The sequence below is a fragment of the Achromobacter sp. KK8 genome (genome assembly GCF_054188005.1).
The window spans coordinates 803,876-826,853 of the sequence record NZ_CM135178.1; the positions used below are offsets into that span (position 1 = coordinate 803,876).

General features: G+C 66.8%; 18 protein-coding genes and 2 riboswitches. Of the genes, 6 read left to right on the forward strand and 12 right to left on the reverse strand.

Features of this window, described 5'->3' with window-relative positions; genetic code table 11:
- Positions 1-240: 240 nt before the first annotated feature.
- The 4 genes from ACVN9Z_RS03715 to ACVN9Z_RS03730 all read left to right on the forward strand — a co-directional run bounded on the left by ACVN9Z_RS03715 (position 241) and on the right by ACVN9Z_RS03730 (position 2,736).
- A complete protein-coding gene (locus ACVN9Z_RS03715) occupies positions 241-1,155 on the forward strand; it encodes a hypothetical protein (RefSeq protein WP_150101233.1) in 915 nt (304 codons plus the stop codon).
- Between the two features lie 57 nt (positions 1,156-1,212).
- Complete coding sequence (locus tag ACVN9Z_RS03720; RefSeq protein WP_131728502.1) at positions 1,213-1,692, forward strand: hypothetical protein; 480 nt, start codon at positions 1,213-1,215, stop codon at positions 1,690-1,692.
- 27 nt (positions 1,693-1,719) lie between these two features.
- Positions 1,720-1,977 carry a hypothetical protein gene (locus ACVN9Z_RS03725; protein ID WP_144415856.1) on the forward strand — a complete coding sequence of 86 codons (258 nt, stop codon included), beginning with the start codon at positions 1,720-1,722 and terminating at the stop codon, positions 1,975-1,977.
- Between the two features lie 87 nt (positions 1,978-2,064).
- Positions 2,065-2,736: a C39 family peptidase gene (locus ACVN9Z_RS03730; RefSeq protein ID WP_223821503.1), complete on the forward strand. Its 672-nt coding sequence runs from the start codon at positions 2,065-2,067 to the stop codon at positions 2,734-2,736.
- A 134-nt stretch (positions 2,737-2,870) separates the two neighbouring features.
- Here ACVN9Z_RS03730 and gcvP read toward each other — a convergent pair whose 3' ends face one another.
- From gcvP to ACVN9Z_RS03770, 8 genes are all read right to left on the reverse strand, one after another.
- Positions 2,871-5,744 carry an aminomethyl-transferring glycine dehydrogenase gene (gcvP, locus tag ACVN9Z_RS03735; protein ID WP_458213136.1) on the reverse strand — a complete coding sequence of 958 codons (2,874 nt, stop codon included), beginning with the start codon at positions 5,742-5,744 and terminating at the stop codon, positions 2,871-2,873.
- Positions 5,745-5,836: 92 nt separating this feature from the next.
- Positions 5,837-6,214, reverse strand: coding sequence for a glycine cleavage system protein GcvH (gcvH, locus tag ACVN9Z_RS03740; protein ID WP_006385867.1), 378 nt, complete (start codon positions 6,212-6,214; stop codon positions 5,837-5,839).
- A 97-nt stretch (positions 6,215-6,311) separates the two neighbouring features.
- The gene (gene gcvT / locus ACVN9Z_RS03745; protein WP_150101231.1) at positions 6,312-7,412 is read right to left on the reverse strand and encodes a glycine cleavage system aminomethyltransferase GcvT; all 1,101 of its coding nucleotides are present in this window, start codon (positions 7,410-7,412) and stop codon (positions 6,312-6,314) included.
- An 87-nt stretch (positions 7,413-7,499) separates the two neighbouring features.
- A riboswitch (glycine riboswitch) is annotated at positions 7,500-7,622 on the reverse strand.
- Between the two features lie 33 nt (positions 7,623-7,655).
- Positions 7,656-7,748: riboswitch (glycine riboswitch) on the reverse strand.
- A 69-nt stretch (positions 7,749-7,817) separates the two neighbouring features.
- Complete coding sequence (locus ACVN9Z_RS03750; protein ID WP_020926284.1) at positions 7,818-8,711, reverse strand: ZIP family metal transporter; 894 nt, start codon at positions 8,709-8,711, stop codon at positions 7,818-7,820.
- 27 nt (positions 8,712-8,738) lie between these two features.
- The gene (locus ACVN9Z_RS03755) at positions 8,739-9,353 is read right to left on the reverse strand and encodes a superoxide dismutase (RefSeq protein WP_006385863.1); all 615 of its coding nucleotides are present in this window, start codon (positions 9,351-9,353) and stop codon (positions 8,739-8,741) included.
- Positions 9,354-9,561: 208 nt separating this feature from the next.
- Positions 9,562-10,764 (reverse strand): BaiN/RdsA family NAD(P)/FAD-dependent oxidoreductase, encoded by a 1,203-nt coding sequence (locus ACVN9Z_RS03760; protein WP_024070436.1) that lies wholly within the window; start codon positions 10,762-10,764, stop codon positions 9,562-9,564.
- Positions 10,765-10,781: 17 nt separating this feature from the next.
- Positions 10,782-13,043: an arginine/lysine/ornithine decarboxylase gene (locus tag ACVN9Z_RS03765; protein ID WP_006385861.1), complete on the reverse strand. Its 2,262-nt coding sequence runs from the start codon at positions 13,041-13,043 to the stop codon at positions 10,782-10,784.
- 254 nt (positions 13,044-13,297) lie between these two features.
- Positions 13,298-13,750, reverse strand: a complete 453-nt coding sequence (locus tag ACVN9Z_RS03770; protein ID WP_006385860.1) for a hypothetical protein — start codon at positions 13,748-13,750, stop codon at positions 13,298-13,300.
- A gap of 116 nt (positions 13,751-13,866) precedes the next feature.
- Between ACVN9Z_RS03770 and ACVN9Z_RS03775 the strand changes: the two genes are divergently transcribed.
- Positions 13,867-14,439: a GNAT family N-acetyltransferase gene (locus ACVN9Z_RS03775; RefSeq protein WP_054497302.1), complete on the forward strand. Its 573-nt coding sequence runs from the start codon at positions 13,867-13,869 to the stop codon at positions 14,437-14,439.
- On the opposite strand, the gene ACVN9Z_RS03780 is transcribed toward ACVN9Z_RS03775, so the two are convergent.
- Positions 14,409-15,647 carry a GGDEF domain-containing protein gene (locus ACVN9Z_RS03780; RefSeq protein WP_047992107.1) on the reverse strand — a complete coding sequence of 413 codons (1,239 nt, stop codon included), beginning with the start codon at positions 15,645-15,647 and terminating at the stop codon, positions 14,409-14,411. The genes ACVN9Z_RS03775 and ACVN9Z_RS03780 overlap by 31 nt on opposite strands.
- Positions 15,648-15,807: 160 nt before the next feature.
- On the opposite strand from ACVN9Z_RS03780, the gene ACVN9Z_RS03785 reads away from it, so the two are divergent.
- Positions 15,808-16,659, forward strand: coding sequence for a VOC family protein (locus tag ACVN9Z_RS03785; protein WP_054437853.1), 852 nt, complete (start codon positions 15,808-15,810; stop codon positions 16,657-16,659).
- Positions 16,660-16,702: 43 nt separating this feature from the next.
- Here ACVN9Z_RS03785 and dcd read toward each other — a convergent pair whose 3' ends face one another.
- From dcd to ACVN9Z_RS03800, 3 genes are all read right to left on the reverse strand, one after another.
- A complete protein-coding gene (dcd, locus tag ACVN9Z_RS03790) occupies positions 16,703-17,266 on the reverse strand; it encodes a dCTP deaminase (RefSeq protein ID WP_006385856.1) in 564 nt (187 codons plus the stop codon).
- A 91-nt stretch (positions 17,267-17,357) separates the two neighbouring features.
- Entirely contained in the window at positions 17,358-21,086 is a 3,729-nt protein-coding gene (locus tag ACVN9Z_RS03795) for a translocation/assembly module TamB domain-containing protein (protein WP_458213137.1), read from the reverse strand.
- Entirely contained in the window at positions 21,083-22,975 is a 1,893-nt protein-coding gene (locus ACVN9Z_RS03800) for an autotransporter assembly complex protein TamA (RefSeq protein WP_026384793.1), read from the reverse strand. The genes ACVN9Z_RS03795 and ACVN9Z_RS03800 overlap by 4 nt, the downstream gene beginning before the upstream one ends.
- Positions 22,976-22,978: the final 3 nt, after the last annotated feature.

The following is a 22,978-nucleotide window of genomic DNA, read 5'->3' on the forward strand; positions in this document are numbered from 1 at the left end:
TGTCCTGTGTCATTGCCGCGCTCCGATATCGCACCCGATTCGCTCGAATCCATTCCCAAAGTTGAGAAAGCCCTAGGCCTAGCACCATCAGTTTGGGTATTCCCGGCACACGTTGGCCCCCTCCTCTCCCACGACAACTAGGACGATTCCTATTTTTCGAGCAACGCGCGCACAACGAAATCCGGCTGATAGAATCGCCAAAAAATTACCACAAAATAATATTGAGACAGCATTAACTCGATGAAAAATGACAGACCTTATTTTCATAAGACGCTATGCGTCTGCGCGAAAAGTACCATTATCAGTTTGATTTCGCTGTTTTGCTCCCCAACGTTAGCTGAACGGCCGCTGTATGTGGAAGGTCTGGTCCCAGAAGCGGGAACATGGAAGCTCGACACCTCGGTAGCTTACGGGAATCGTGAAGATCAGGGGCTGCAAATCGGCAACCCCTTAATCATACAAACCGGCCCAACCTCTTTTGTATCCGTATATACAGACGTAGGCGAAGAACGGAAAAACACTGACATAGTGGTTGGGACTGTGGGATTGAGATATGGCCTCACGACTCGCACTGAACTCTACGTACGGGCTAGTGCCTTTTGGAGCGACACGCGATCCGCAGCCGCAGAATCTGTCTATCGCGCTTCTTCCAAAGGTCTATCAGACATATGGTTTGGAACCAGCTACCAGATCAAGGACGATGATGAGTCGCCGGGTTTAATAGGCTTCTCCCAAATTGCGCTCATGGAAAAAACGCACAATACGAGCAGTCAGTTTAAATCAGCAATGATCGGCTTGGCAGCATACAAAGCTATAGATCCAGTTGTGTTCTCTATGAACACCGCTTTAAGCATGAGTACCGCAAGAGGCGAAGGAGAAAACCGCCATACCCCCGGATCGCTATTCCTGATCAGCGGTTCCGTTGCATTTGCTGCAAATGATCGAGTCAGCCTCAGCGGCGGAGCGCAATGGACAAACAAACAACCCGACTCAGTCGCCGGAGAGAAAAGCGGCTTCCGCACCACCAGCACCGACCTGCTCCTCGGCGTCGGCTATGGCGTCACTGCAAAAAGCATAGTCAATATATCAATGATATCCGCCATTTCCGGTCGAAAAGGGGCCGACCTGAATCTCGCTTGGTCATATGCATTTTAGAAGTTTTCTTAGCGATCAAACAGCAATCATTTGCCTCAAACTTTTTGGAAGAGCACGATGAAGACAAGAACCGCAAGTTATCTCGCGTCGCTGGCGTTAGCGTTCGCGTTTACGCTCCCCGCTCACGCTGCACCACCCAGCATGTCTAATTTTACCGACGCACAGGAGCTTGGACTATTTCGCGAATCAGCTGATCTTCGCCAGCTTGTAGCGCTTTCTAAAGAGGAGATGAAGGACACGGAAGGGGCCGTATCTCCCATTATTGTTGGTGCGGCATTGGGAGCACTGGTAAACGGGGGGACATATATGATAGGCGTAGCACGAGATAAATACCCATACTCGACAGGGGCTCTTGTAGCGAATATGACAAGCGGCGCCCTTATTGGCGCGACGACGGGAGGGCTTGGTGCCGCAGCGGGTGGCGGACTCAAGGCAGGATCAATCGTGTGGCGCGCAAATGGCGCCTTCGCTAACTTCGGAGCCAATCAGTATTTACGCAGCAGCGAGTGCCGCCTCAATCAAAAGCTACGCTGCTGACGCGGACTTATAGAAAGGGAATTGGCTATGGGGGACCTGATCGCCGCCATCATGGGATTTCTAGTCGGACGGGAGAATTCAAAACCACAAATGCGATGCCACACCCTCGCAGCCATTGCAGCAGGCCTATTATTTTTTTCTGCCGTATTAGAAGATGCCTGGAACGGCTCCCTCAACCCCCAAAGCGTTTCCATTATCGCATTGATATCAAGCGCATTTTATATATTAATTTTATTTACATTAAAATTTTTCGAAAATATAAAGCGAAAGCAAAAAAAATTATAGTCACCATAGAAAACCAACAACATCAAAATTACTGCCGAGACTACCTCAACAGCCTCGGCAGATTAATGTCCAGCAAAGACAATATTCTTGAAAGCCTGCCTCATCCTTTTTATTGCAATCGCTTGCCGTACGGTTTATGCAGAAATTCCACTGGTCGGCCCGAACGGGCATCTGTATCTCCACCGAGGAGTGCAAGACTGGAAAAGCCAGCGAGACAGAGACATCACCAAGCAAGATTTCGATTTTTCCTGCGGCGCCGCATCAATGGCCACGCTACTTCAAGGCGCATTTGGCTTTTCTATTACTGAGTTGCAGTTGCTGCAATTGATGGACAAGCAAAACGGCAGGGCATCTTTTGAAGACATGGCACAAGCGCTACAGGCGCTCGGATTTCAGGCACAAGGATATTCGGCCACGTTTTCCCAACTCAAGAGCTTGAAGATTCCTGTAATTCTTTATGTGAAGAACAGAAAATATGATCACTTCACTGTCCTACGCGGGATAAACCAGGATACGATCTGGCTTGCTGATCCCAGTGTCGGCAATCAGACGCTAAGCCGCCACCAGTTTTTAGAAATGTGGGAAACTGACTTAACACAGAACGACAACGGAGTCAGGCGGGGCCGGTTTCTGGCGATACTACCGTTAAAATCCGGTATCGATAATGGCGAGCAATTCTTCGACTTAGATCCGAAGAGACAATCACACCCTGCCGTTATACAAATCCCTTCCGGACTAAATCGAAAGAGGTTCCGTTGAAAAGGCAAAACGGATCTATCGCCCCGTAGCCGCCACTCCCAACGAAACCAAGGTTCGCCTAGAGTAAGAGCATTTAGGCGGCGTAGCCTCGCCACGCCGCCATACTCAATCAGATTGCCAAGCCGTCAGCGGCATCAGGCGTAGGCTTCGACCGGCAGGCAGGCGCACACCAGGTTGCGGTCGCCATAGGCGTTGTCCACGCGCGCCACCGGCGGCCAGTACTTGGCGTCGCGCAGCGAAGCCACCGGGTAGGCGGCCTGCTGGCGCGGGTAGTCGTGCAGCCATTCCTCGGCCAGCAGCATCTGCGCGGTGTGCGGCGCGTTCTTCAGGACGTTGTCCTCGCGATCGCGCTCGCCACGCTCGACCTGGGCGATTTCCTCGCGGATCGAGATCATCGCGTCGATGAAGCGGTCCAGCTCGGCCACGCCTTCGGATTCGGTCGGCTCGACCATCAGCGTGCCGGCCACCGGGAAGCTCATGGTGGGGGCATGAAAGCCGTAGTCCATCAGGCGCTTGGCGATGTCCTCGGCGCTGATGTCGCTGGTTTCCTTGAGCGGACGCACGTCCAGGATGCACTCGTGCGCCACGCGGCCGTTGCGGCCCGCGTACAGCACCGGGTAGTGGTCGCGCAGGCGGGTGGCGATGTAGTTGGCGTTCAGGATCGCGACTTCGGTGGCGCGGCGCAGGCCGTCGGCGCCCATCAGCGCGATGTACACGAACGGGATCGGCAGGATGCCGGCCGAGCCGAACGGCGCGGCCGAGACCGGGCCAACCTTGGCTTCGCCGGGCAGCTTGCCCTGCTCGTTGACCACGCCCGGCAGGTACGGCGCCAAGTGCGCGCGCACCGCGACCGGACCGACGCCCGGGCCGCCGCCGCCGTGCGGGATGCAGAAGGTCTTGTGCAGGTTCAAGTGCGACACGTCCGAGCCGAACTTGCCCGGCTTGGCCACGCCCACCATGGCGTTCATGTTGGCGCCGTCCAGGTACACCTGGCCGCCGGCCTGGTGCACCAGGTCGCAGATCTCGGTCACGGCTTCCTCGAACACGCCGTGCGTGGACGGGTAGGTGATCATCAGCGCGGCCAGCTTGTCGCCGACCTGTTCGATCTTGGCGCGCAGGTCGCCCAGGTCGACGTTGCCGTTGGCGTCGGAGGCCACCACCACCACGTCCATGCCGGCCAGTTGCGCCGACGCGGGGTTGGTGCCGTGGGCCGACGACGGGATCAGGCAGACGTTGCGCTGGTGCTGGCCGTTGGCCTGGTGGTAGCCGCGGATCGCCAGCAGGCCGGCGTATTCGCCCTGCGCGCCCGAGTTGGGCTGCAGGCTGATGTTGTCGTAGCCGGTGATCTCGCACAGCGCGGCCGACAGGCGCGTGATCAGCTCGTCATAGCCCTTGCTCTGCGAGGCGGGCGCGAACGGATGCACCAGCGCGAACTCGGGCCAGGTGATGGGAATCATCTCGGCCGTGGCGTTCAGTTTCATGGTGCAGGAGCCCAGCGGGATCATGGTGCGGTCCAGCGCCAGGTCCTTGTCGGCCAGCTTGCGCAGGTAGCGCAGCATGTCGGTTTCCGACTGCACGCTGGAGAACACCGGGTGCTTGAGGATGGCGCTTTCGCGCGCCACGGCGGCGGGAATGCCGCCGGCCGCCTTGGCGTCCAGCGCGTCGATGTCCAGTTCGACGTCATCGCGCTCCAGGCCGGCGGCGAACACGTTCACCAGGGCCTGCAGGTCGGCGGCGGTGACGGTTTCGTCCAGCGACACGGCCAGGCGGGCGCCGTCGACGCGGCGCAGGTTGATGTGCTCGCACTCGGCGGCCGTGATGATGGCGGGCGTGGCCGCGCCGGTTTCCAGCAGCAGCGTGTCGAAGAAGGTGTCGTTGGCGACCTTGATGCCCAGCTTACCGAGTTCGGCGCGCAGGATGGCGGTGTAGCGCTGCACGCGCTCGGCGATGCGGCGGATGCCGGCCGGGCCGTGCCAGACGGCGTACATGCCGGCCATGACGGCCAGCAGCACCTGCGCGGTGCAGATGTTCGAGGTGGCCTTCTCGCGGCGGATGTGCTGTTCGCGCGTCTGCAGCGCCAGGCGCATCGCCGGGTTGCCCTGGGCGTCCTTGGACACACCGACCAGGCGGCCGGCCATGTTGCGCTTGAAGGCGTCCTTGCAAGCCATGAAGCCGGCGTGCGGGCCACCGAAACCGAAAGGCACGCCGAAGCGCTGGGCCGAACCGATGGCGATGTCCGCGCCCCACTCGCCCGGCGCGGCCAGCAGCGCCAGCGCCAGCAGGTCGGTGGCCACGGCCACCACCGCGCCTTGCGCGTGGGCGGTTTCGGCCAGCTTGCGGTAATCAGCCACCGAACCGGTGCTGTGCGGGTACTGCAGCAGCACGCCGAAGCATTCCGGCAGGCCTTCGGCCTCGTCGCCGACGGCGATCTCGATGTCCAGGCCCTCGGCGCGCGTGCGCACGACTTCGATGGTCTGCGGATGCACGTGGCGCGAGATGAAGAACACCGGGCTTTGCGACTTGGCGCTGCGGCGCGCCAGCGTCATGGCTTCGGCGGCGGCGGTGCTTTCATCGAGCAGCGAGGCGTTGGAGATGTCCAGCCCGGTCAGGTCGGCGACCATGGTCTGGTAGTTCAGCAGGGCCTCCAGGCGGCCCTGCGAGATCTCGGGCTGGTACGGCGTGTAGGCCGTGTACCAGGCGGGATTCTCGAGAATGTTGCGCAACACCACGTTGGGCGTCTGCGTGCCGTAGTAACCCTGGCCGATGTAGTTGCGAAAGACCTTGTTGCGGCCGGCGATCTGCTTCAACTCGGCCAGCACGTCGGCTTCGCTGCGCGACGGCGGCAGCGCCAGCGGCGCCTGGCTGCGGATCTTGGGTGGCACGACTTCTTCGATCAGGGCGTCCAGGCTGGGGCTGCCGATGGCGGCAAGCATGGCGGCCTGGTCGGCGTCGGAGGGGCCGATGTGGCGGGGGATGAAGTCGGTGTGGGTGTCTAGGGCGCGCGACATGGGGGGATCTCGAGATGGCGGTGTCGTCGGGAAGGACGGACGGTGATGCATGGACGGGCGGCGGCGCCAGCGCCGCGCCCGCCCTGGCCGGCTTAGCCGTTGGCCACGGCTTCGTAGCCGGCGGCGTCCAGCAGCTTGTCGGCATCGGCGGCGTTGACCGGCTTGATCTTGAAGATCCAGGCGGTGAAGGCCGATTCGTTGATCAGGTTGGGGTTGCTTTCCAGCTCGTCGTTGAACGCGACGATTTCGCCGGCCACGGGCGCGTAGATGTCGGAGGCGGCCTTGACCGACTCGACCACGCCGGCGGTCTCGCCCGCGTTCAGCTTGGCGCCGACCTTGACGTCGCCGACGAAGACCAGGTCACCCAGCTGGTCCTGGGCGGTATCGGTGATGCCGACGACGAACACGTCGCCTTCGGCTTTGACCCATTCATGGGACTCGGTGTACTTGCGATCGGTGGGCAGACTCATGGGAACTCCTGGGGGATTCGGATAAGGAAATGGTGTTGCGCGCCTCGCGCCGGCGGCCGCGCCCCGCAGGGCCGGCCACCGGCGTGAAGCTTCGAGTTTACGAGTGTTCGACGGCTTTGCCGTTACGGACAAACGGCAGCTTGCAGACCAGGGCGGGCACCCACTTGCCGCGGATGTCGACCTCGACCGTGTCGCCCGCGACCACGCCTTGCGGCAGGCGGGCAAAGCCGATCGAAACGCCCAGCGTCGGCGACATGGTGCCGCTGGTGAGTTCGCCCACGCCGTGCGCGGTGCGCACCGCCATGTGGGCGCGCATCACGCCGCGTTCCTGCAGCTTCAGGCCGACGAAGGCGGCGGGCGTGGCGAACTGCTCCAGCGCGTCGCGGCCGATGAAGCGGCGCTCGGGGTTCTTCAGGGACACCGTCCAGGTCAGCGCGGCTTCGCCGGGCTGGGTCAGTTCGTCCATGTCCTGGCCATACAGGTTCATGCCGGCTTCCAGGCGCAGCGTGTCGCGCGCGCCCAGGCCCGCCGGGCGCACGCCCTGGGCCGCCAGGTCGCGCCACAGTTGCACCGCCTCGGCGGCGGGCAGCACGATTTCAAAGCCGTCTTCGCCGGTGTAGCCGGTGCGCGCCACCAGCGTGTCGTCACCGACGCGCGCGGCCACGAACGAGGTCAGCGGCTCGCTGGCAGCCTGCCAGGCCGGGCGCGCGGCCCAGACCTTGGCGCGGGCGTTGGGGCCCTGCACGGCGATCATGGCCAGGTCGCGGCGCGGCGTGATGGTGACGTCGAACTTGCCGGCCTGCTTGACGCGCTGCATCCAGGCCATGTCCTTGTCGGCGGTGCCGGCGTTGACCACCACGCGCCATTCGTCGAGCGCGAAGAAGTACACGATCAGGTCGTCGATGACGCCGCCCTGCGGGTTCAGCATGCAGGTGTAGAGCGCCTTGCCCGGTACGGTCAGCTTGGCGACGTCGTTGGCCACCAGGCGTTGCAGGAAGGCGTAGGCGTCGGGGCCGGTGACGTCGGCGTTGAGCATGTGCGAAACGTCGAACATGCCGGCGTCCTGGCGCACCGCGTGGTGCTCTTCCAGTTGCGAGCCGTAGGCCAGGGGCATATCCCAGCCGCCGAAATCGACCATGCGGGCGCCGGAGGCGATATGTTCTTCGGCCAGCGGGGTGCGTTTGAGGGTTGCGGACATGCGCGGGTACTCCGGAGCGGCAGCGGTGCCAGGGTTACGGAATGCCGCTGGCGGACAGACGGAAAACGCCCGCGCAACGGCTGAATCTTCCGCCCCTCTGTCCTTTTGCCTGAGAGTTGCCCCGCGTGGCGGGTTTGCACCTTCGGCGCCTGGGCTGCTCGCTATGTCCCTGATTGGGCAGCGGCGCCAGGTCTCTCCAGAGTGCTGCTTTGCCGAGTCCGCGCGGTGAAAACCGGGACAGGGCAAGCATGCGCGGTATGGGATACCTGAGCGATTCCGGGCGAATTGCGCCTTCGGCGGCAGCCGCGAACGGCCGCTCTCTCCCGCAACATGCGTGACAGCGCCGAAAGCATACCGCGAAACGCGGTTCCGTTGTTGATCCGCGATCGCCGCCCGGGCGCCGCTTCAGCCCAGCGCCGTGTCCAGCAGCATCATCAGCACGAAGCCCAGCATCAGCCCGCAGGTGGCGTAGACCTCGTGCCCCTTGCGGTGCGATTCGGGGATGATTTCGTGGCTGATCACGAACAACATGGCGCCGGCGGCAAAGCCCAAGCCCCACGGCAGCAGCGCCGCCGACCAGCCCACCACGGCCGCGCCCAGCACCGCGCCCACCGGCTCGACCAGGCCCGACAGCATGCCCAGCGCCACCGCGAACGCGCGCTTGTAGCCCGCGGCGATCAACGCCACGGCCACCACCAGGCCCTCGGGGATGTCCTGGATGGCGATGCCGGTGGCCAGCGCCGTGCCGCGCACCGGATCGTTGCCGGCATAACCGACGCCGATGGCCAGGCCTTCGGGCAGGTTGTGCAGGGTGATGGCGAAGACGAACAGCCAGGTTCGGCGCAGCCGGTGGGCCTCGATGCCTTCGCGACCCTTGATGAAATGCTCATGGGGCAGCAACCGGTCCATCAGCAACAGCGCCGCCGCCCCCAGCAGGATGGCGGCGCCCACCGTCAGGCCGGCGCCCCACGGCCCCGCGCCCTGCGCCTCGGCCGCCGCGATGCCCGGCGCCACCAGCGAGAAGGCGCTGGCGGCCAGCATCACGCCGGCGCCGAAGCCGAACATGCTGTCCTGCATCTTCTGCGGGATGGTGCGCGCGAACAGGATCGGCAGCGTGCCCGCCGCGGTGGCGCCCGCGGCGACCATGCCGCCCAGCAGGGCGTCGGCCACGTGCGGCGCGTGGTCGTTGAAATAGACCCACATCTGGTGCAGGCCCAGGCAGGCGACCAGCACCGCCAGCGTCCAGACACTGACGCTGGTGGCCGCGGGCCGGATGCGATGACGGCTGAAGGTATTCATGGACCGCTGCCCCCGCGCAATGCCGGCTCAGCCCACGGCGGCGGCGTAGCGGCGCGCCACCTCGGGCCAATCGATCACATTGTAGAAGGCGCCGATGTATTCCGGGCGGCGGTTCTGGTACTTGAGATAGTAGGCGTGTTCCCACACGTCCAGGCCCAGGATCGGCGTGTTGCCCTGCATCAGCGGGCTGTCCTGGTTGGCGCTGCTTTCCACCGCCAGCTTGCCGGCGGGCGTCACGCTGAGCCAGGCCCAGCCGCTGCCGAAGCGCGTCAGCGCCGCCTTGGTGAAGGCTTCGCGGAAGGCGGCGTGTCCGCCCAGTTCGGTGTCGATGGCGCGGGCCAGCGCGCCGTCGGGCTCGCCCCCGCCCCGTGGCGACATGACCGACCAGAACAGGCTGTGGTTGGCGTGGCCGCCGCCGTTGTTGCGCACCGCGCCACGGACGGCTTCGGGAAGTTGGTCGATGCGCGCCACCAGGGCCTCGACCGGCTCGTCGGTGGCGATGCCGGCGCCTTCGAGCGCGGCGTTCAGGTTGTTGACGTAGGTCTGGTGGTGCTTGCTGTGATGGATTTCCATCGTCAGCGCGTCGATGTGCGGTTCGAGCGCGTCATAGGCGTAAGGCAGGGGCGGCAAGGTATAGGCCAAGGCGGTCTCCATCAGGCGGCGCCACCGGATGCGGCACAGCTGAATTTGTGAAATACAAATGATAGGTATTTTTATTTGATATCACAACGACAACGTTGCAATGCCCGTCATGCAGTCAGGCTATGGGCCGGACAGGCCTTGGCGGGCAGCACGAAGCGTGCCCGCGCCCGACGGACGGGAAAAGCGTTGGATCAAGCGCCAGGAACGCCTAGAGCGCCTTGCCGCAGGCCACGCCCGAGGCCCAGGCCCACTGGAAGTTGTAGCCGCCCAGCCAGCCGGTGACGTCCACGGTCTCGCCGATGAAGTACAGGCCGGGGGTGGTGCGGGCCTGCATCGATTTCTGGTCCAGGCCGCGCGTATCGACGCCGCCGCGCATGACCTCGGCCTTCTTGTAGCCGGCGGTGCCGCTGGGCACCAGCGTCCATTGGTGGATGTCCTGCGCCAGGGCGCGCAGGGTCTTGTCGGGCGCGTCGGCCAGGCGCAAGGCCGCCAGGCCCGGCTTGCCGCCCTGCTCGGCCAGCTGCAGCCAGCGGTCGGCCAGGCGCTTGGGCCACAGGCCGGCCAGCACCGTATGCAATTGCTGCCGGTTGCCGGACTTGGCCGCCAGCAGTTCGGCCGCCAGGTCGCGCCCCGGCGCCAGGTCGATGACGATGGGCTCGCCCGGTTTCCAGAAGCTGGAGATCTGCAGGATGGCCGGACCCGACAACCCGCGATGGGTGAACAGCAGGTCTTCCAGGAATTCCCCCCGGGCCTTGCCCTGCCCCGTCGCCAGGCTGACCTCCAGCGCCACGCCGGACAGCTCCGCCAGCGGCTGCCAGTGCGCCGCGTCGAAGGTCAGCGGCACCAGCGCCGGCCGCGGCTCGACCACCTTCAGGCCGAACTGGCGCGCCAGCTTCAGGCCGAAGTCGGTGGCGCCCAACTGCGGGATCGCCATGCCGCCCGTGGCCACCACCAGCTTGGCCGCGCGGATCGCGCCCTGGCTGGTGCGCAGCTCGAAGCCCGCCTCGCCATGCGCCACCTCGGCCACCTGGCAGCCCATGCGCCACTGTACGCCGCCGGCATCGCATTCGGCGCGCAGCATCTCGATGATGGATTCGCTGGAATCGTCGCAGAACAGCTGGCCGCGATGCTTCTCGTGCCAGGCGATGCGGTGGCGCTTGAGCAGCGCCAGGAAGTCCTGCGGGGTGTAGCCCGACAACGCCGAGCGGCAGAAATGCGGGTTGTCGGAGAGGAAATTGGCGGGTCCCGCGCCGATGTTGGTGAAGTTGCAACGGCCGCCGCCCGAGATACGGATCTTCTCGGCCAGGCGCTCGGCGTGGTCCACCAGCACCACGCGCAAGCCGCGCTGGCCGGCGACCGCGGCACACATCATGCCGGCGGCGCCGGCACCGAGGACGGCGACATCGAACATCGGGACTCCGGACCTGATCAGTCTTCGATCAGGCAATCAACGTAGTAGCGCTTCTCGCCGTCCGGCCCCACTTCGTCGGCCAGGCCGTGGATGTAGGTTTCGAAGCCGGGGAAGCGTTCGTTGAACTCGCGCGCGAACTGCAGGTACTGGACGATGGTGCGGTTGAAGCGTTCGCCCGGGATCAGCAGCGGGATGCCCGGAGGATACGGCGTCAGCAGCACGCCGGTGACGCGGCCTTCGAGTTGGTCGATGTCGACACGCTCGACCTCGCGGTGCGCCATGCGGGCGAAGGCGTCGGACGGCTTGAGCGCCGGCACCATGTCGCTCAGGTACATCTCGGTGGTCAGGCGGGCCACGTCGCGCTCGCGGTAGGCTTCGTGGATCTGCTGGCACAGGTCGCGCAGGCCCATGCGCTCGTAGCGGCGATGGTCGCGGCAGAATTCCGGCAGGATGCGCCACAGCGGCTGGTTGCGGTCGTAGTCGTCCTTGAACTGCTGCAGCGCGGTCAGCAGCGTGTTCCAGCGGCCCTTGGTGATGCCGATGGTGAACAGGATGAAGAACGAATACAGGCCGGTCTTCTCGACCACCACGCCGTGCTCGGTCAGGTACTTGGAGACCAGCGCGGCGGGAATGCCGGTTTCGCCGAAGCTGCCCGACATGTCCAGCCCCGGCGTGATGACCGTGGCCTTGATCGGGTCCAGCATGTTGAAGCCTTCGGCCAGGTCGCCGAAGCCGTGCCAGTGGTCGTTCGACTCCAGGATCCACTCGTCGCGGTTGCCGATGCCTTCGGACACCAGGCGGTTCGGGCCCCAGACCTTGAACCACCAGTCGTTCTTGCCGAACTCGGATTCCACCTTGCGCATGGCGCGGCGGAAATCCATGGCTTCGCGGATGCTTTCCTCGACCAGCGCGGTGCCGCCCGGCGGCTCCATCATGGCCGCGGCCACGTCGCACGACGCGATGATCGCGTACTGCGGCGAGGTCGACGTGTGCATCAGGTAGGCTTCGTTGAAGACGTTGCGGTCCAGCTTGCGGGTCTCGGATTCCTGCACGATGATCTGCGAGGCCTGCGAGATGCCGGCCAGCAGCTTGTGCGTGGAGTGGGTCGCGAACACCATCGCGTCCTTGCTGCGCGGACGGTCCTGGCCGATCGCGTGCATGTCCTGGTAGAACTCGTGGAACGACGCGTGCGGCAGCCAGGCTTCGTCAAAGTGCAGCGTGTCGACGTAGCTGCCCAGTTCCTTCTTGATCATCTCGACGTTGTAGATCACGCCGTCGTAGGTGCTCTGCGTGAGCGTCAGGATGCGTGGGTTCTTGTTCACGGCTTCGCGCGCGAACGGGTTGGCCTCGATCTTCTTGCGGATGCTGTCCGGGTGGAACTCTTCCAGCGGGATCGGGCCGATGATGCCCAGGTGGTTGCGCGTCGGGCGCAGGAACACCGGGATCGCGCCCGTCATGGTGATGGCATGCAGGATCGACTTGTGGCAGTTGCGGTCCACCACCACCACGTCGCCGGCGGCGACGTTGGCGTGCCACACCACCTTGTTCGAGGTCGAGGTGCCGTTGGTCACGAAGTAGCAGTGGTCGGCGTGGAAGATGCGCGCCGCGTTCAGTTCGGACTCGGCCACCGGGCCGGTGTGGTCCAGCAGCTGGCCCAGTTCGTCGACGGCGTTGCAGACGTCGGCGCGCAGCATGTTCTCGCCGAAGAACTGGTGGAACATCTGGCCCACCGGGCTCTTCAGGAACGCCACGCCGCCCGAGTGACCCGGGCAGTGCCAGGAATAGGAGCCATCCTGGGCGTACTTGACCAGCTCGCGGAAGAACGGCGGCGGCAGGCTGTCCACATAGCTGCGCGCTTCGCGGATGATGTGGCGCGCCACGAATTCGGGGGTGTCCTCGAACATGTGGATGAAGCCGTGCAGCTCGCGCAGGATGTCGTTCGGAATGTGTTCCGAGGTGCGCGTCTCGCCGTACAGGTAGATGGGGATGTCGGCGTTGCGGAAACGCAGTTCGCCGATGAAGGTGCGCAGGTTCTTGATGGCGCTGGCCACGTCTTCGGGCGAATCCACGTCGAACTCTTCATCGTCGATCGACAGGATGAACGCGCTGGCACGGCTCTGCTGCTGGGCGAACGAACTCAGGTCGCCGTAACTGGTCACCCCGATCACCTCGACGCCCTCGGCCTCGATCGCCGCGGACAGGGCGCGGATACCCAGACCGGACGCGTTCTCGGAACGGTAGTCCTCGTCGATGATGAAGATGGGGAAGCGGAATTTCATGCAGGCGCTCCTGGGGGCAAGGCGAATCGGACCGGGTTGGCGGACGCGAGTGTACTTCTAGTGAAAAACCGTCTGATGACAGGCGGGCGCGAGGTTCCCGCCGGCGGCGGGAATGGCGGAATTGTAGGGCCGTTTTCCCCCAGGCCCTATGGTTTTCCCGAGGACGGCGCCAAAGGGCCGCGCCGGGCGCCGGCGAAGGCGCCGCGCGGCCCCCTGCCGACGCCATCCCGGTGCGCCCGCGCGGCTCGCCTCGGCTAGCGGATGGTGGTGGCCGCGCCGGCGTCCAACGCTGCCAGGAAGCGGTCGAAGTAAGGTGGAATGGCTTCGGCGGCGCCATAGCGGATGCGCCGCTCGACCTTGGCGATGGCGCCGAAGCAGACTTCGGTCTCGGGCGAGCCGCAGACCAGCACCACCGGGTCCTCGTCATCGCAGACCTCGTACAGGCCGCCATGGGCGCGCCGGGCCACTTCGTAAAGGTAGGCGGCGGCGCCGACGGTCTGCATGGGGGTCAGGGGCAAGGTGCCCAGGTGCGCGGCTTCGAGCGCGTCGTCGAGCGCGTGGACGCTCGACAGGGAGTAGTCGAGTCCGGCCCCGTCCGGGCCGGCTGCCTGGACGAAATCCTGCGCGGCGTGGGCCACGCGCGCCACGAACTCTTGCTGGACTTCGTCGCGCTTGGCGTCCTGGTTTATCTTGAGGAAACCGAACATCATTGGCTCCTTTGAAAACCGCAAGCGGCGTTGACCCCATTATAGGCAGCGACCCTGCCTATACTGGCCGAATGCGGCCCGACCGTTCCCTATTCCCAACACTTGCCTCGCCCCCGATGCCGTCCTCCGCCCCGCTTGTCCGACGTCTCACCCCTTCCGACGCCCCGGCGCTGCGCCAATTGCGCCTGGACGCCCTGCGCGAAACCCCGGAAGCATTCGGATCGAGTTACGAAGAGGAACATACGCTGACACTGGATGATTTCCAGGCCTGGATCGCGCCCGCGGACGACAGCGCCATGTTCGGCGTTTTCGCCGAAGGCGCGCTGGCGGGCATCATCGGCGTGGCCAGGCAGCGCCGCCTGAAGGTGCGTCACAAGGCGCATATCTGGAGCGTCTACGTGGCGCCGGCCTGGCGCGGCCAGGGGCTGGCGCGGCAGCTGATGCAGGCCGCCCTCGGACATGCCGGCACCATGCGCGGCGTGCGCACGGTGCAGCTGAGCGTCACCGCCAACAACGCCGCGGCCTGCCGGTTGTACGCCAGCCTCGGCTTCGAGACCTACGGCCACGAGCGCGAGGCCCTGTGCGTGAACGGCGTGCTGTACGACGAAGTGCTGATGGCGCTGCCGCTGGACCGCGCGCAGGCCGGCCCCAGCCGGCCTTACCCGCCCGCCCGGCGCCGCGCCCCGTAGGCGCACACCTGGTTGCGGCCGCCATCCTTGGCCTTGTAGAGCGCCTGGTCGGCCGCCTTGATGACCGCGTCCGGCGCGCGCAAGGTCTCGCCGCGCTCGGCCACGCCAATGCTCACCGTCACCCGCAACGGGCGCGCATTGCGGCCGCCACGCGCGCCGCGCCGGCGCAAGCCGATCTGGTCGGCCTTGGGACGCGCCGGCTTGTCGCGCAAGCGCATCTGGTAGGCCTCGATGGCGCGCCGCACGGTCTCCAGGTGCGGCATGGCCTCGACCGCGGTCTTGCCAGGGAACACCAGCGTGAATTCCTCGCCGCCGTAGCGATAGGCGTAGCCGCCGCCCGGCACCCGGCGCAACTGCGCCGCCACCATGCGCAGCACCTGGTCGCCCACGTCATGGCCATGGGTGTCGTTGAAGGCCTTGAAATGATCCACGTCGGCCATCGCCAGCGTGTAGACGCGGCCCATGCGCTGCAGGCGCTCATTGAGCGCGCGGCGCCCGGGCAGGCCCGTCAGCTCGTCGCGGAAGGCCATGTGATAGCCCTCGTGCGCCAGCGAGATCGACAGCGATGTCAAGGCAGCGGCGGCCATCACGGCCAGTTCGATCTCGTGCTGGGCCCCACGCGGCAACGCCCAGGCCATGCAGACGAAACCCAGCCACTGGCCGGCCTGTTGCGGACGGCCATAGCGCAGCAGTAGCAGGGTCAGTGTCAGCCCGGTCAGCAACAGCGCCGCCAGCGCCTCGAACGGCAGGCCCAGCCGCGCCAGCGCGCCCTGTACCGCCAGGGCGCCGAACAGCTGCGCCATGCCCTCCTTGCCGGCCAGCGCGATGGCGGCCGCGCCCAGGGCCATCAGGCCGACGCGCGCCGCCAGGTCGCGCAACATGCCGGCGCGCTCGGGCCACAACGCGTTGATGGTGTAGGCCAGCGACCACCACACCAGCGCCGGCGCCAACGCCCACGGCGCCTGGCTGGCCAGCGTGGGCCAGGCGGCGGCTGGCGCCAGCACCGCCAGCATCAGCGCCAGCGTCTGCGAACGCTGGTACATCAGGCAGATCGCCGCCCCGATAAGCGCCATCACCCAGGGCACGAAAGGCACCACCAGCGTCAAGGCCGGCGGCCAGTCCCGCCAAAGCAGCAAGCCCGCGGCCGCGATCACCGGCAGCGCAGGATAGAACAACAGGGGCAGCCAGGGGATGTGGGGGTAACGCACGGATAGGGCCTTGCTCACGCTTGCTGAAATGACGTCGCCAAATCGGCAAACACATATGTCATTTTACGGTCGCGGGCGCGGGTTCTTTAGCGCGTTAGCGAGGCCGGCGCGGGGTGCGCGCCGTGCTATGTTGAGCGCTCGGATACCCTGGAAAAACCTCATGCGCATCCTGGTCAATATCGACGTGCCCGATCTCGAGGCGGCCATCGATTTCTATAGCCGCGCCTTCGGGCTGGCGCTGCACCGCCGGTTGGGCGCGACCGGCGCCGAGATGCTGGGCGCCCCGGCGCCCATCTACCTGCTGCAAAAGGCCGCCGGCACGCCGGCCGCGGGCGCCGTGCGCCAGCCGCGCGACTACGCCCGCCACTGGACGCCGGTACACCTGGACGTGGTGGTCGACGACGTGGATGACGCGGTGGCGCGGGCGGTGGCCGCGGGTGCGCGGCTCGAAGATCCGGCGGTTTCGCATGACTGGGGCCGGATCGCCCACCTGAGCGATCCATTCGGCCATGGCATCTGCATCATGCAGTTCCTGGGGCGGGGCTACGATGCCCTGGCGGCGGGCGCGCTACGCGACGCGCCCGTGGGCGAAGCCGATTTCGACGCCCTGCTGGCGATCCGCATCGAGGCCATGCGCGACAGCCTGGAACGCCTGGGCCGGTTCGACCCCGAGCGGGCCCGGGCACGATTGCGCGCAACGTTCCGTCCCGACCATACCTGGTTCATCGAACGCGACGGCGCGCGCATCGGCTTCTATGCCCTGCGCCCCGACGGCGACGGCCTGCGGCTGGATCATCTGTATGTGGTGCCCGCGGCGCAAGGGCTGGGGGTGGGCGGCCAGGTGCTGGGCCGCCTGTTGCGCGACGCCGACCTTCGGGGCCTGCCTGTGCGCGTGGGCGCGCTGCGCGGCAGCGACTCGAACCGCTTCTACCGCCGCCACGGCTTCGAGCCGGTGGCGGAAAGCGAGTGGGACATCGACTACCTGCGCCCGGCGCCGGGGCGCCAGGCCTAGGGCCTGTTCAGGCTAAAAGGAGCCTCGCACAGGCCCTGGCGCATCAGGTGCGCGGCAGCGTCACGCCGCGCTGACCCTGGTACTTGCCGCCGCGGTCGGCGTACGAAGTCTCGCAGATCTCGTCGCTTTCCAGGAACAGCATCTGGGCGCAGCCTTCGCCGGCGTAGATCTTGGCCGGCAACGGCGTGGTGTTCGAGAATTCCAGCGTGACGTGGCCTTCCCATTCGGGTTCGAGCGGCGTCACGTTGACGATGATGCCGCAGCGCGCGTAGGTGCTCTTGCCCAGGCAGATGGTCAGGACGCTGCGCGGGATGCGGAAGTATTCGACCGTGCGGGCCAGCGCGAACGAGTTGGGCGGGATGATGCAGACGTCGCCCTTGAAATCCACGAACGAGCCTTCGTCGAAGTTCTTGGGATCGACGATGGTGGAATTGATGTTGGTGAAGATCTTGAATTCGTCGGCGCAGCGCACGTCGTAGCCGTAGCTGCTGGTGCCGTAGCTGACGATGCGCCCGCCATTGGCCGTGCGGACCTGACCCGCTTCGAAGGGTTCGATCATGCCGGCTTCGGCCTGGCGGCGGATCCAGCGGTCGCTTTTGATGCTCATGATGGCAAGGTGCTTGGGGGAATGGAATGGGCGTCATTTTATCCCGAGCGCGCCGTTCCGTCCCCGAACGGGGACGGAACGGTCACGGGCCTCAATCGCCGAAGAAGGTCCGGTACACCAGCGCAATGCCGTTGACCGAGCCGCCCTTCAGATCCAGCGACAGGCCGCGCGCCAGCCGGTAGCTGGCCCGGCCGACGGTGTCGCTGCCAGCCAGCGCCTGCTCGACGCTGAGCGTGATGCCGTTGGCGAACGACTTGCTGGCCACCAGGAATTGCGTCGCCAGCTGGCTGTCGCTGTCGCGGTTGACGTCGCCGGCCACGGTGCGGTCCGGCAGGATGCTGCCCGAACTGCCCAGGTTGCCGGTGCGCACGCTGACGTCGTCCAGCCCGAACTGCTTGTAGAACGGCTCGCCGCCCCCCAGCAGGGCCGTGCCCACCGACAGCAGCAGCGCGGCGTCGCTGCCGCTTTCGTCGGGGCCGCGCCCCAGCAGCAGCCACGACAGCTTCTCGACGTCGCTGACGTCCGGGTACGACACCAGGTCGATGCGCGGGCGCTGCGCGGTCCCCACCACCTTGACGCCGGCCTCGACCTGCTCGCCGGTGCGCAGGGCCTCGATGTCCAGCAACGGATTGTCCAGGCGCCCCTGGAAAGTCAGCGTGCCGCGCCGCAGGCGCAGCTTCTGGCCATAGGCCTCGATGCCACCGCCGCGCGTGCGCAGCGCGCCGACGCCAGTCAGGCGGCCGTCGTTCAGCAGGATCTGGATCGACCCCAGCAGGCCGGCATCCAGCCCCATGCCCGTGATGTAGAAGCGCGGCCCCATGTCGAACTTCAGGTTCATGCTGGTCTGCAGCGGCGTCGACACGGCGCCGGGGTCGTCGCCCGCGCGCCGCACCTTGACGTCGTCGTCCAGCGACGGCACGCCCTGCAGGATCTCCAGGCTGAACCAGCCGGCGTCCGCCTTCAGGTCGCCGACGATGTCGATGCGCGGCATCGCCGCGTTCAGGTCGATGGTGCCGGAGACCATGGCGTAGCGGTCCGAGCGCTGCAGCGCCGGAAAGCGGTACAGCGTCAGGCGCACGTTGCCGCCGCCGTCGATCAGGTTCCATTGCCCCTTGGCTTCGGCATAGCCGCCCTTGGCCTCGGGGTTGGTGGTGATCCATTCCTTGGTGCGCCATTCGGCCGGCATCACGCGCAGCGAGGCCGGGAAACGCAGGCTGTCGAGGACCAGCTTGTCGCCGTCCAGCCGCGCCGCCAGCGTGCCCTCGATCAGCCGCACGCCGTCGTCGATGCGCACCACGCGCAGCTTGTCGCCACGGATCGCGCCGCTGGCGCTCCACTTGCCGGCAAGCGTGCCCTGGGCCTCGAGATTGGCCTTGACCTGGCCGCCGATTTCCATGGAGTCGCCGACGAACAGGCCGACCCACGCCAGGTCGGCGATATCGGCGTCCAGCCTGGCCCGGATCGGCTGGCGCGGGTCCAGCGCCATGCCGCCCTTGGCGTCGACCGCCAGCACCGCCGTGCCGTTGCCGGCGATCTTGCCCATCTTGTCCGTGGCCAGGTCCAGCCTGGCGTCCAGGCGGCTGGCGTTAGGGCCGGTGGGCGTGGCGGTCAGGTCCAGCACCAGCGCCTTCACGCCCAGCGGCACCGGCGGGTCGCCCGGGATCAGCAGATCGCCGTCGCGGCGCGCGATGCGGGCGCGCCCGGCCAGGCGGCCGTCGAATTTCAGGTCCCAGGAGGCGTCCAGCGCAATGCGGCGCTGGCTTTCGGCCACGGTGGCATTGACGCGCTTGGGGCCCTGTTTCATCTTCGCCGCGGCCTCGGGATCGACGGCGGCGATGACCTGGCGCGCCATGGCGGCGGTGATGACCAGGTTGTCGGCCTGGCCGGCGGTTTCCCAGCGCTTGGCGTCGCCGCGCGAGCCCTTGTGCGCGATCGCCAGTTTTTCCTTGCCCGGCAGGGCCACGCCCAGCACCGTCGGGCCTACCTGCCACTGCCATTGCGGCGCCACCGCCGCCGGCAGGTACGACAGCGTCACCGGCCGGTCGGCCGAGACGGTAAAGCCCGCGCTACCGGCCGTCAGGCGCGAGACCGTGCCGCGCCAGCCGGTCAGGGCCGCATCGGCCTCGCCAGCGGGGCCTTTGCCCCAGCCGCCGGCGAACGTGATGGCGGCCTCGGCGCGCGACTGCCCCAATACGCCGGGACGCGGCTTGGGCGGGTTGTAGCCGGCGCTGATCTCGCCGCGATGCGACGCCACGGTGCCGCCGAGCTTGCCCTTCACGTCCGCGCCGCCCGGCACGCCGGGCCAGAACGCGTCCAGTTGCGGCGCCTGCGCGTCCAGCGTCAAGGCGCCGTCGGCGCCGCCGATTTCACCCTGCGCCCGCACCCGGTTGGGTCCGAGCTTCAGGTCCACATCCAGGCCATGGATACGCAGGCCGGCCAGCAGCTCGGCGGTCGCGGCGTTGGCCGCGGCGGCGGCATCGGCGCCCGCGCCGGCCGGCGGAGTGCTGGCGGGCGCGGCGACCTCGACCTGGGCCTTGACCATGCCGGCGAGCGCTTGCTTGTTCCAGCGCGTGCCGTCCTCGAAACGCAGGTCGATGGCGGCCTGGCGCAAGCGGCTCAGGTTCTCGAATTCGGCGCTCAGCTGTGCATTGGCGCTGAGCACCGCCGGCGGAACCGCGTCGCCCAGCCACGGCGACAGGTTCAGGCGCTGCGCGCCCAGGCTGCCGACAATGCGATCGCGGCCCGGTTGCCCATCCACCGCCTGCAGGTCCAGGCGGGCCGACAGCGTCGACTTGTCCGGCAGGCGCGCATCGGCCCGCGCGCTGCGCAGCACCAGCGGCGTGCGTGGCGCCAGGTCGGCCATCACGTCCAGCGCCAGGCCGGCGCCGGTGCCGTCCAGCTTGGCCTGGATGCCCTCCATCGAGCCGGCCGCGTCCGCGCGCAACACCACCTGGCAGGCGGGCGCAGGCGGGCCGACGAACGCGCCGGCGTCCTTGGCCTGGACAGGCTCCGCCGACGCCTTGGCGGCACCGGCCTTGGACTTGCCCGCGCCCGCCCGGGATTTGGCCGTCTCCGGCGCCTTGGATGCCTCCGCCTGCGCCTGCGCGAGCGGCGCGAACTTGCCGCTCAACTGGTCGGCCTGGCACAGCGGCGAATCCGGCCCCGAGCCGCGCGCGATCACATCCAGGCGCGCGGTGAACGGCCAGGGGTCCGCCAAGGCCTGCAGCTCAGCCTGCCCGCTCACCTGCGCCTGTCCAACTTCGTGGCCTACGCGCAGATTGGCGATGCGCAGTTGCGCGCCCTGCCTGCCGGCGGCAAAGGTGGCGCTCAGGTCGCCGAGTTCGACCGGCAGCGGCTCGCCATCCTGCAACAGGTGGAATTCGCCCAGCGCCAGCCGGTCGACGGCGATCGCCACCGGCAGGGAGGGCAATGCGAAAGGTTCGTCGCTGCCGGCGTTGGCAGGCGTTTCCCCGCCCGTGGCCAGCGCGACCTCGACGCTGCCGGCGGCAAGCTCGCGCGCGTGCAACAGGCGGTCACCCAGCGCGCGCCAGCGCACCGTCAGCCGCAGGTCGCTGATGCCGATGCGGGTTCCGCCGACGTCGAGATCCAGCCGCCCCACTTCCAGTCCGCGCAGGATCGACCCACGCACGTCCAGCGCCTGGCCGTCCAGTTGCTGGGCAGCGGTGGTCAGCAGCAGCCGCGTGCCGGTCTGCGAGGCCAGCAGCCAGAATACGAAGCTGCAGGCCAGCACAGCCAGCATCGCCAGCCCCGGCAGCCACCACACCAGGAGGCGCCGCAGGAATCTGCGCAGCCCGGTCAAAATGCGATCCCCAGCGAGAAGTGCAGGCGCAGGTCGCGCTCGCGTTGACCGTAGGCCACGTCCAGAAACAGCGGGCCGGCCGGCGTGCGCACCCGCGCGCCCACGCCATAGCCCACCGCCATCGACATGTCGCCGAAGGATTGGGCGGCATCGCCGGCATCGACGAACACGCCCATGCCCCAACGTTCATTGAAGTAATGGTCGTATTCGATGCTGCCGACCACCAGCGTGGGCGCCCCCACGGTGGCCTTGTCGCGCTTGAGGCCGATGCTCTGGTACTTGTAGCCGCGGATCGAGCGCGCGCCGCCGGTGCGGAAGCCGAAGTCGTCCGGAACCTGCACATTGCCATTGGCCCAGACGCGCCCGACCTCGCCACGCACCGTCAACACGTCCAGCTTGCCGATCGGCCACCATTTCTGCGCGCGGAAGCGGGCCCGGGTATAGGGCTCGCCGGTGTCCAGCGTCACGCCCACGCCACCGCCCAGCGCGATCAGGTTGCCTTCGCGCGGGTCGTATTTGTTGTCCACGTCGCGCCGCAGCCATTCGCCGGTGGCGGTCAGCGTGGGCAACGAATATTCGTCGCCGCCATCGATCTTGACATCGTCGTGGGCCAGCAGCAGGCCCCAGCGGGTCTCGTAGGTCACTCGGCTGTCGCCGGCGCCCTTGCGCTCCTGGCTGCGGGTGGCGCCCAGGGCATAACGGGTCACGTCCAGGCCCTGGATATCGGAATGCTGGGCCAACACGCCAATGGAATCCTTGTAGCCGCGCTCGGTCGGCGGCAACAGGAAGTCGGTGTAGACGCGCTGCTGCAGCCGGTCGACGCTGAACCCCGATTCCATGGTCACGGGCTGGCCGAACACCACGTTCTGGCGGTAGAGCGACTCCAGCCGCACGCCGGCTTCGTCGTCGACGCCGATCGAGGCCGAAAAACGCTTGGGTGGCGCCTCCACCACCCGCACCTGCACCGGCAGCGTCACTTCGCCATCGGAATCGTATTTGGGTGGCGGCGGCGCGACGGCGCCGGATACCACCGGATCGCCGGCCGGCGCGGATTCGGCGGCCTTGGCCGCGCCCGGCGCGCGGGCCCGGTCCGAAACCGGCTCCGCAGGCTGCTGCGCGCTGCCAGGCTGGCGCAGCGCCACGAAGGCGCCGCGGAAAAACGCCGTGGACTGCAGATCCTGCTGCCATTCATCCAGGCGGTTCTGGTCGTAGGCCGCTCCCGGCGAATAGCGCACATAACGGGTGATGAGCTTGGGCGGCACGCGCTCCAGACCCTCGGTGCTGAGTTCGCCCATGCGCACCTGGGGCCCGCTGTCGATGGTGACGCGCAGCGCCGCCGCGGCGCTGTCGGCCTGCACCTCGGCTTCGGACGCCGTCATGCGCGCCAGCATGAAATCGCGCTCCGACACCTGGTCCAGCAGCGAGGACTTGGCCTTGTTCCAGTCGGCGTTGATGAAAGGCTGGCCCGGCTTGAGCAGCCAGTCCTCGCGCAGCTTCTGCACGCGCTGCGCGTATTCCGGCCGCGTGATGCGGCCGGTGAAGGTCAGGTCGACCGAAGACACCGTGGTGCGCTTGCCCGGCACGATGCCGATATCCCAGGTTTCGCCGCCGATATCGGTGCCGGCTTCGAGCGTGACGGTGGGCGAGAAGTAGCCCTGGGTGGCCAGCGCGGCCAGCGTGGCGTCGCGGGCGCGCCGTCGCAGGCGGTTGATTTCGCCGCCGTCCTGGTCTTCAGCCAGGCGCGCGATGGCGCCCACCGCCTCGGTGATCGCCTGCAGCGCGGCCGGCGGCACGCCGCCCGGGTCCACGATGATTTCCGGGCGCTTGGCCGCAGCCTCGCCCGCCACTACGCAAAGTCCAGCCAGAAAGGCCCGGGCCGCCCACCGCATGCG

Coding starts and splice junctions, on each gene's coding strand:
- ACVN9Z_RS03715 (WP_150101233.1), top strand. CDS start 241: ATGAAAAATGACAGACCTTATTTTCATAAGACGCTATGCGTCTGCGCG.
- ACVN9Z_RS03720 (WP_131728502.1), top strand. CDS start 1,213: ATGAAGACAAGAACCGCAAGTTATCTCGCGTCGCTGGCGTTAGCGTTC.
- ACVN9Z_RS03725 (WP_144415856.1), top strand. CDS start 1,720: ATGGGGGACCTGATCGCCGCCATCATGGGATTTCTAGTCGGACGGGAG.
- gcvP (WP_458213136.1), bottom strand. CDS start 5,744: ATGTCGCGCGCCCTAGACACCCACACCGACTTCATCCCCCGCCACATC.
- gcvH (WP_006385867.1), bottom strand. CDS start 6,214: ATGAGTCTGCCCACCGATCGCAAGTACACCGAGTCCCATGAATGGGTC.
- gcvT (WP_150101231.1), bottom strand. CDS start 7,412: ATGTCCGCAACCCTCAAACGCACCCCGCTGGCCGAAGAACATATCGCC.
- ACVN9Z_RS03750 (WP_020926284.1), bottom strand. CDS start 8,711: ATGAATACCTTCAGCCGTCATCGCATCCGGCCCGCGGCCACCAGCGTC.
- ACVN9Z_RS03760 (WP_024070436.1), bottom strand. CDS start 10,764: ATGTTCGATGTCGCCGTCCTCGGTGCCGGCGCCGCCGGCATGATGTGT.
- ACVN9Z_RS03765 (WP_006385861.1), bottom strand. CDS start 13,043: ATGAAATTCCGCTTCCCCATCTTCATCATCGACGAGGACTACCGTTCC.
- ACVN9Z_RS03770 (WP_006385860.1), bottom strand. CDS start 13,750: ATGTTCGGTTTCCTCAAGATAAACCAGGACGCCAAGCGCGACGAAGTC.
- ACVN9Z_RS03775 (WP_054497302.1), top strand. CDS start 13,867: ATGCCGTCCTCCGCCCCGCTTGTCCGACGTCTCACCCCTTCCGACGCC.
- ACVN9Z_RS03785 (WP_054437853.1), top strand. CDS start 15,808: ATGCGCATCCTGGTCAATATCGACGTGCCCGATCTCGAGGCGGCCATC.
- dcd (WP_006385856.1), bottom strand. CDS start 17,266: ATGAGCATCAAAAGCGACCGCTGGATCCGCCGCCAGGCCGAAGCCGGC.
- ACVN9Z_RS03800 (WP_026384793.1), bottom strand. CDS start 22,975: ATGCGGTGGGCGGCCCGGGCCTTTCTGGCTGGACTTTGCGTAGTGGCG.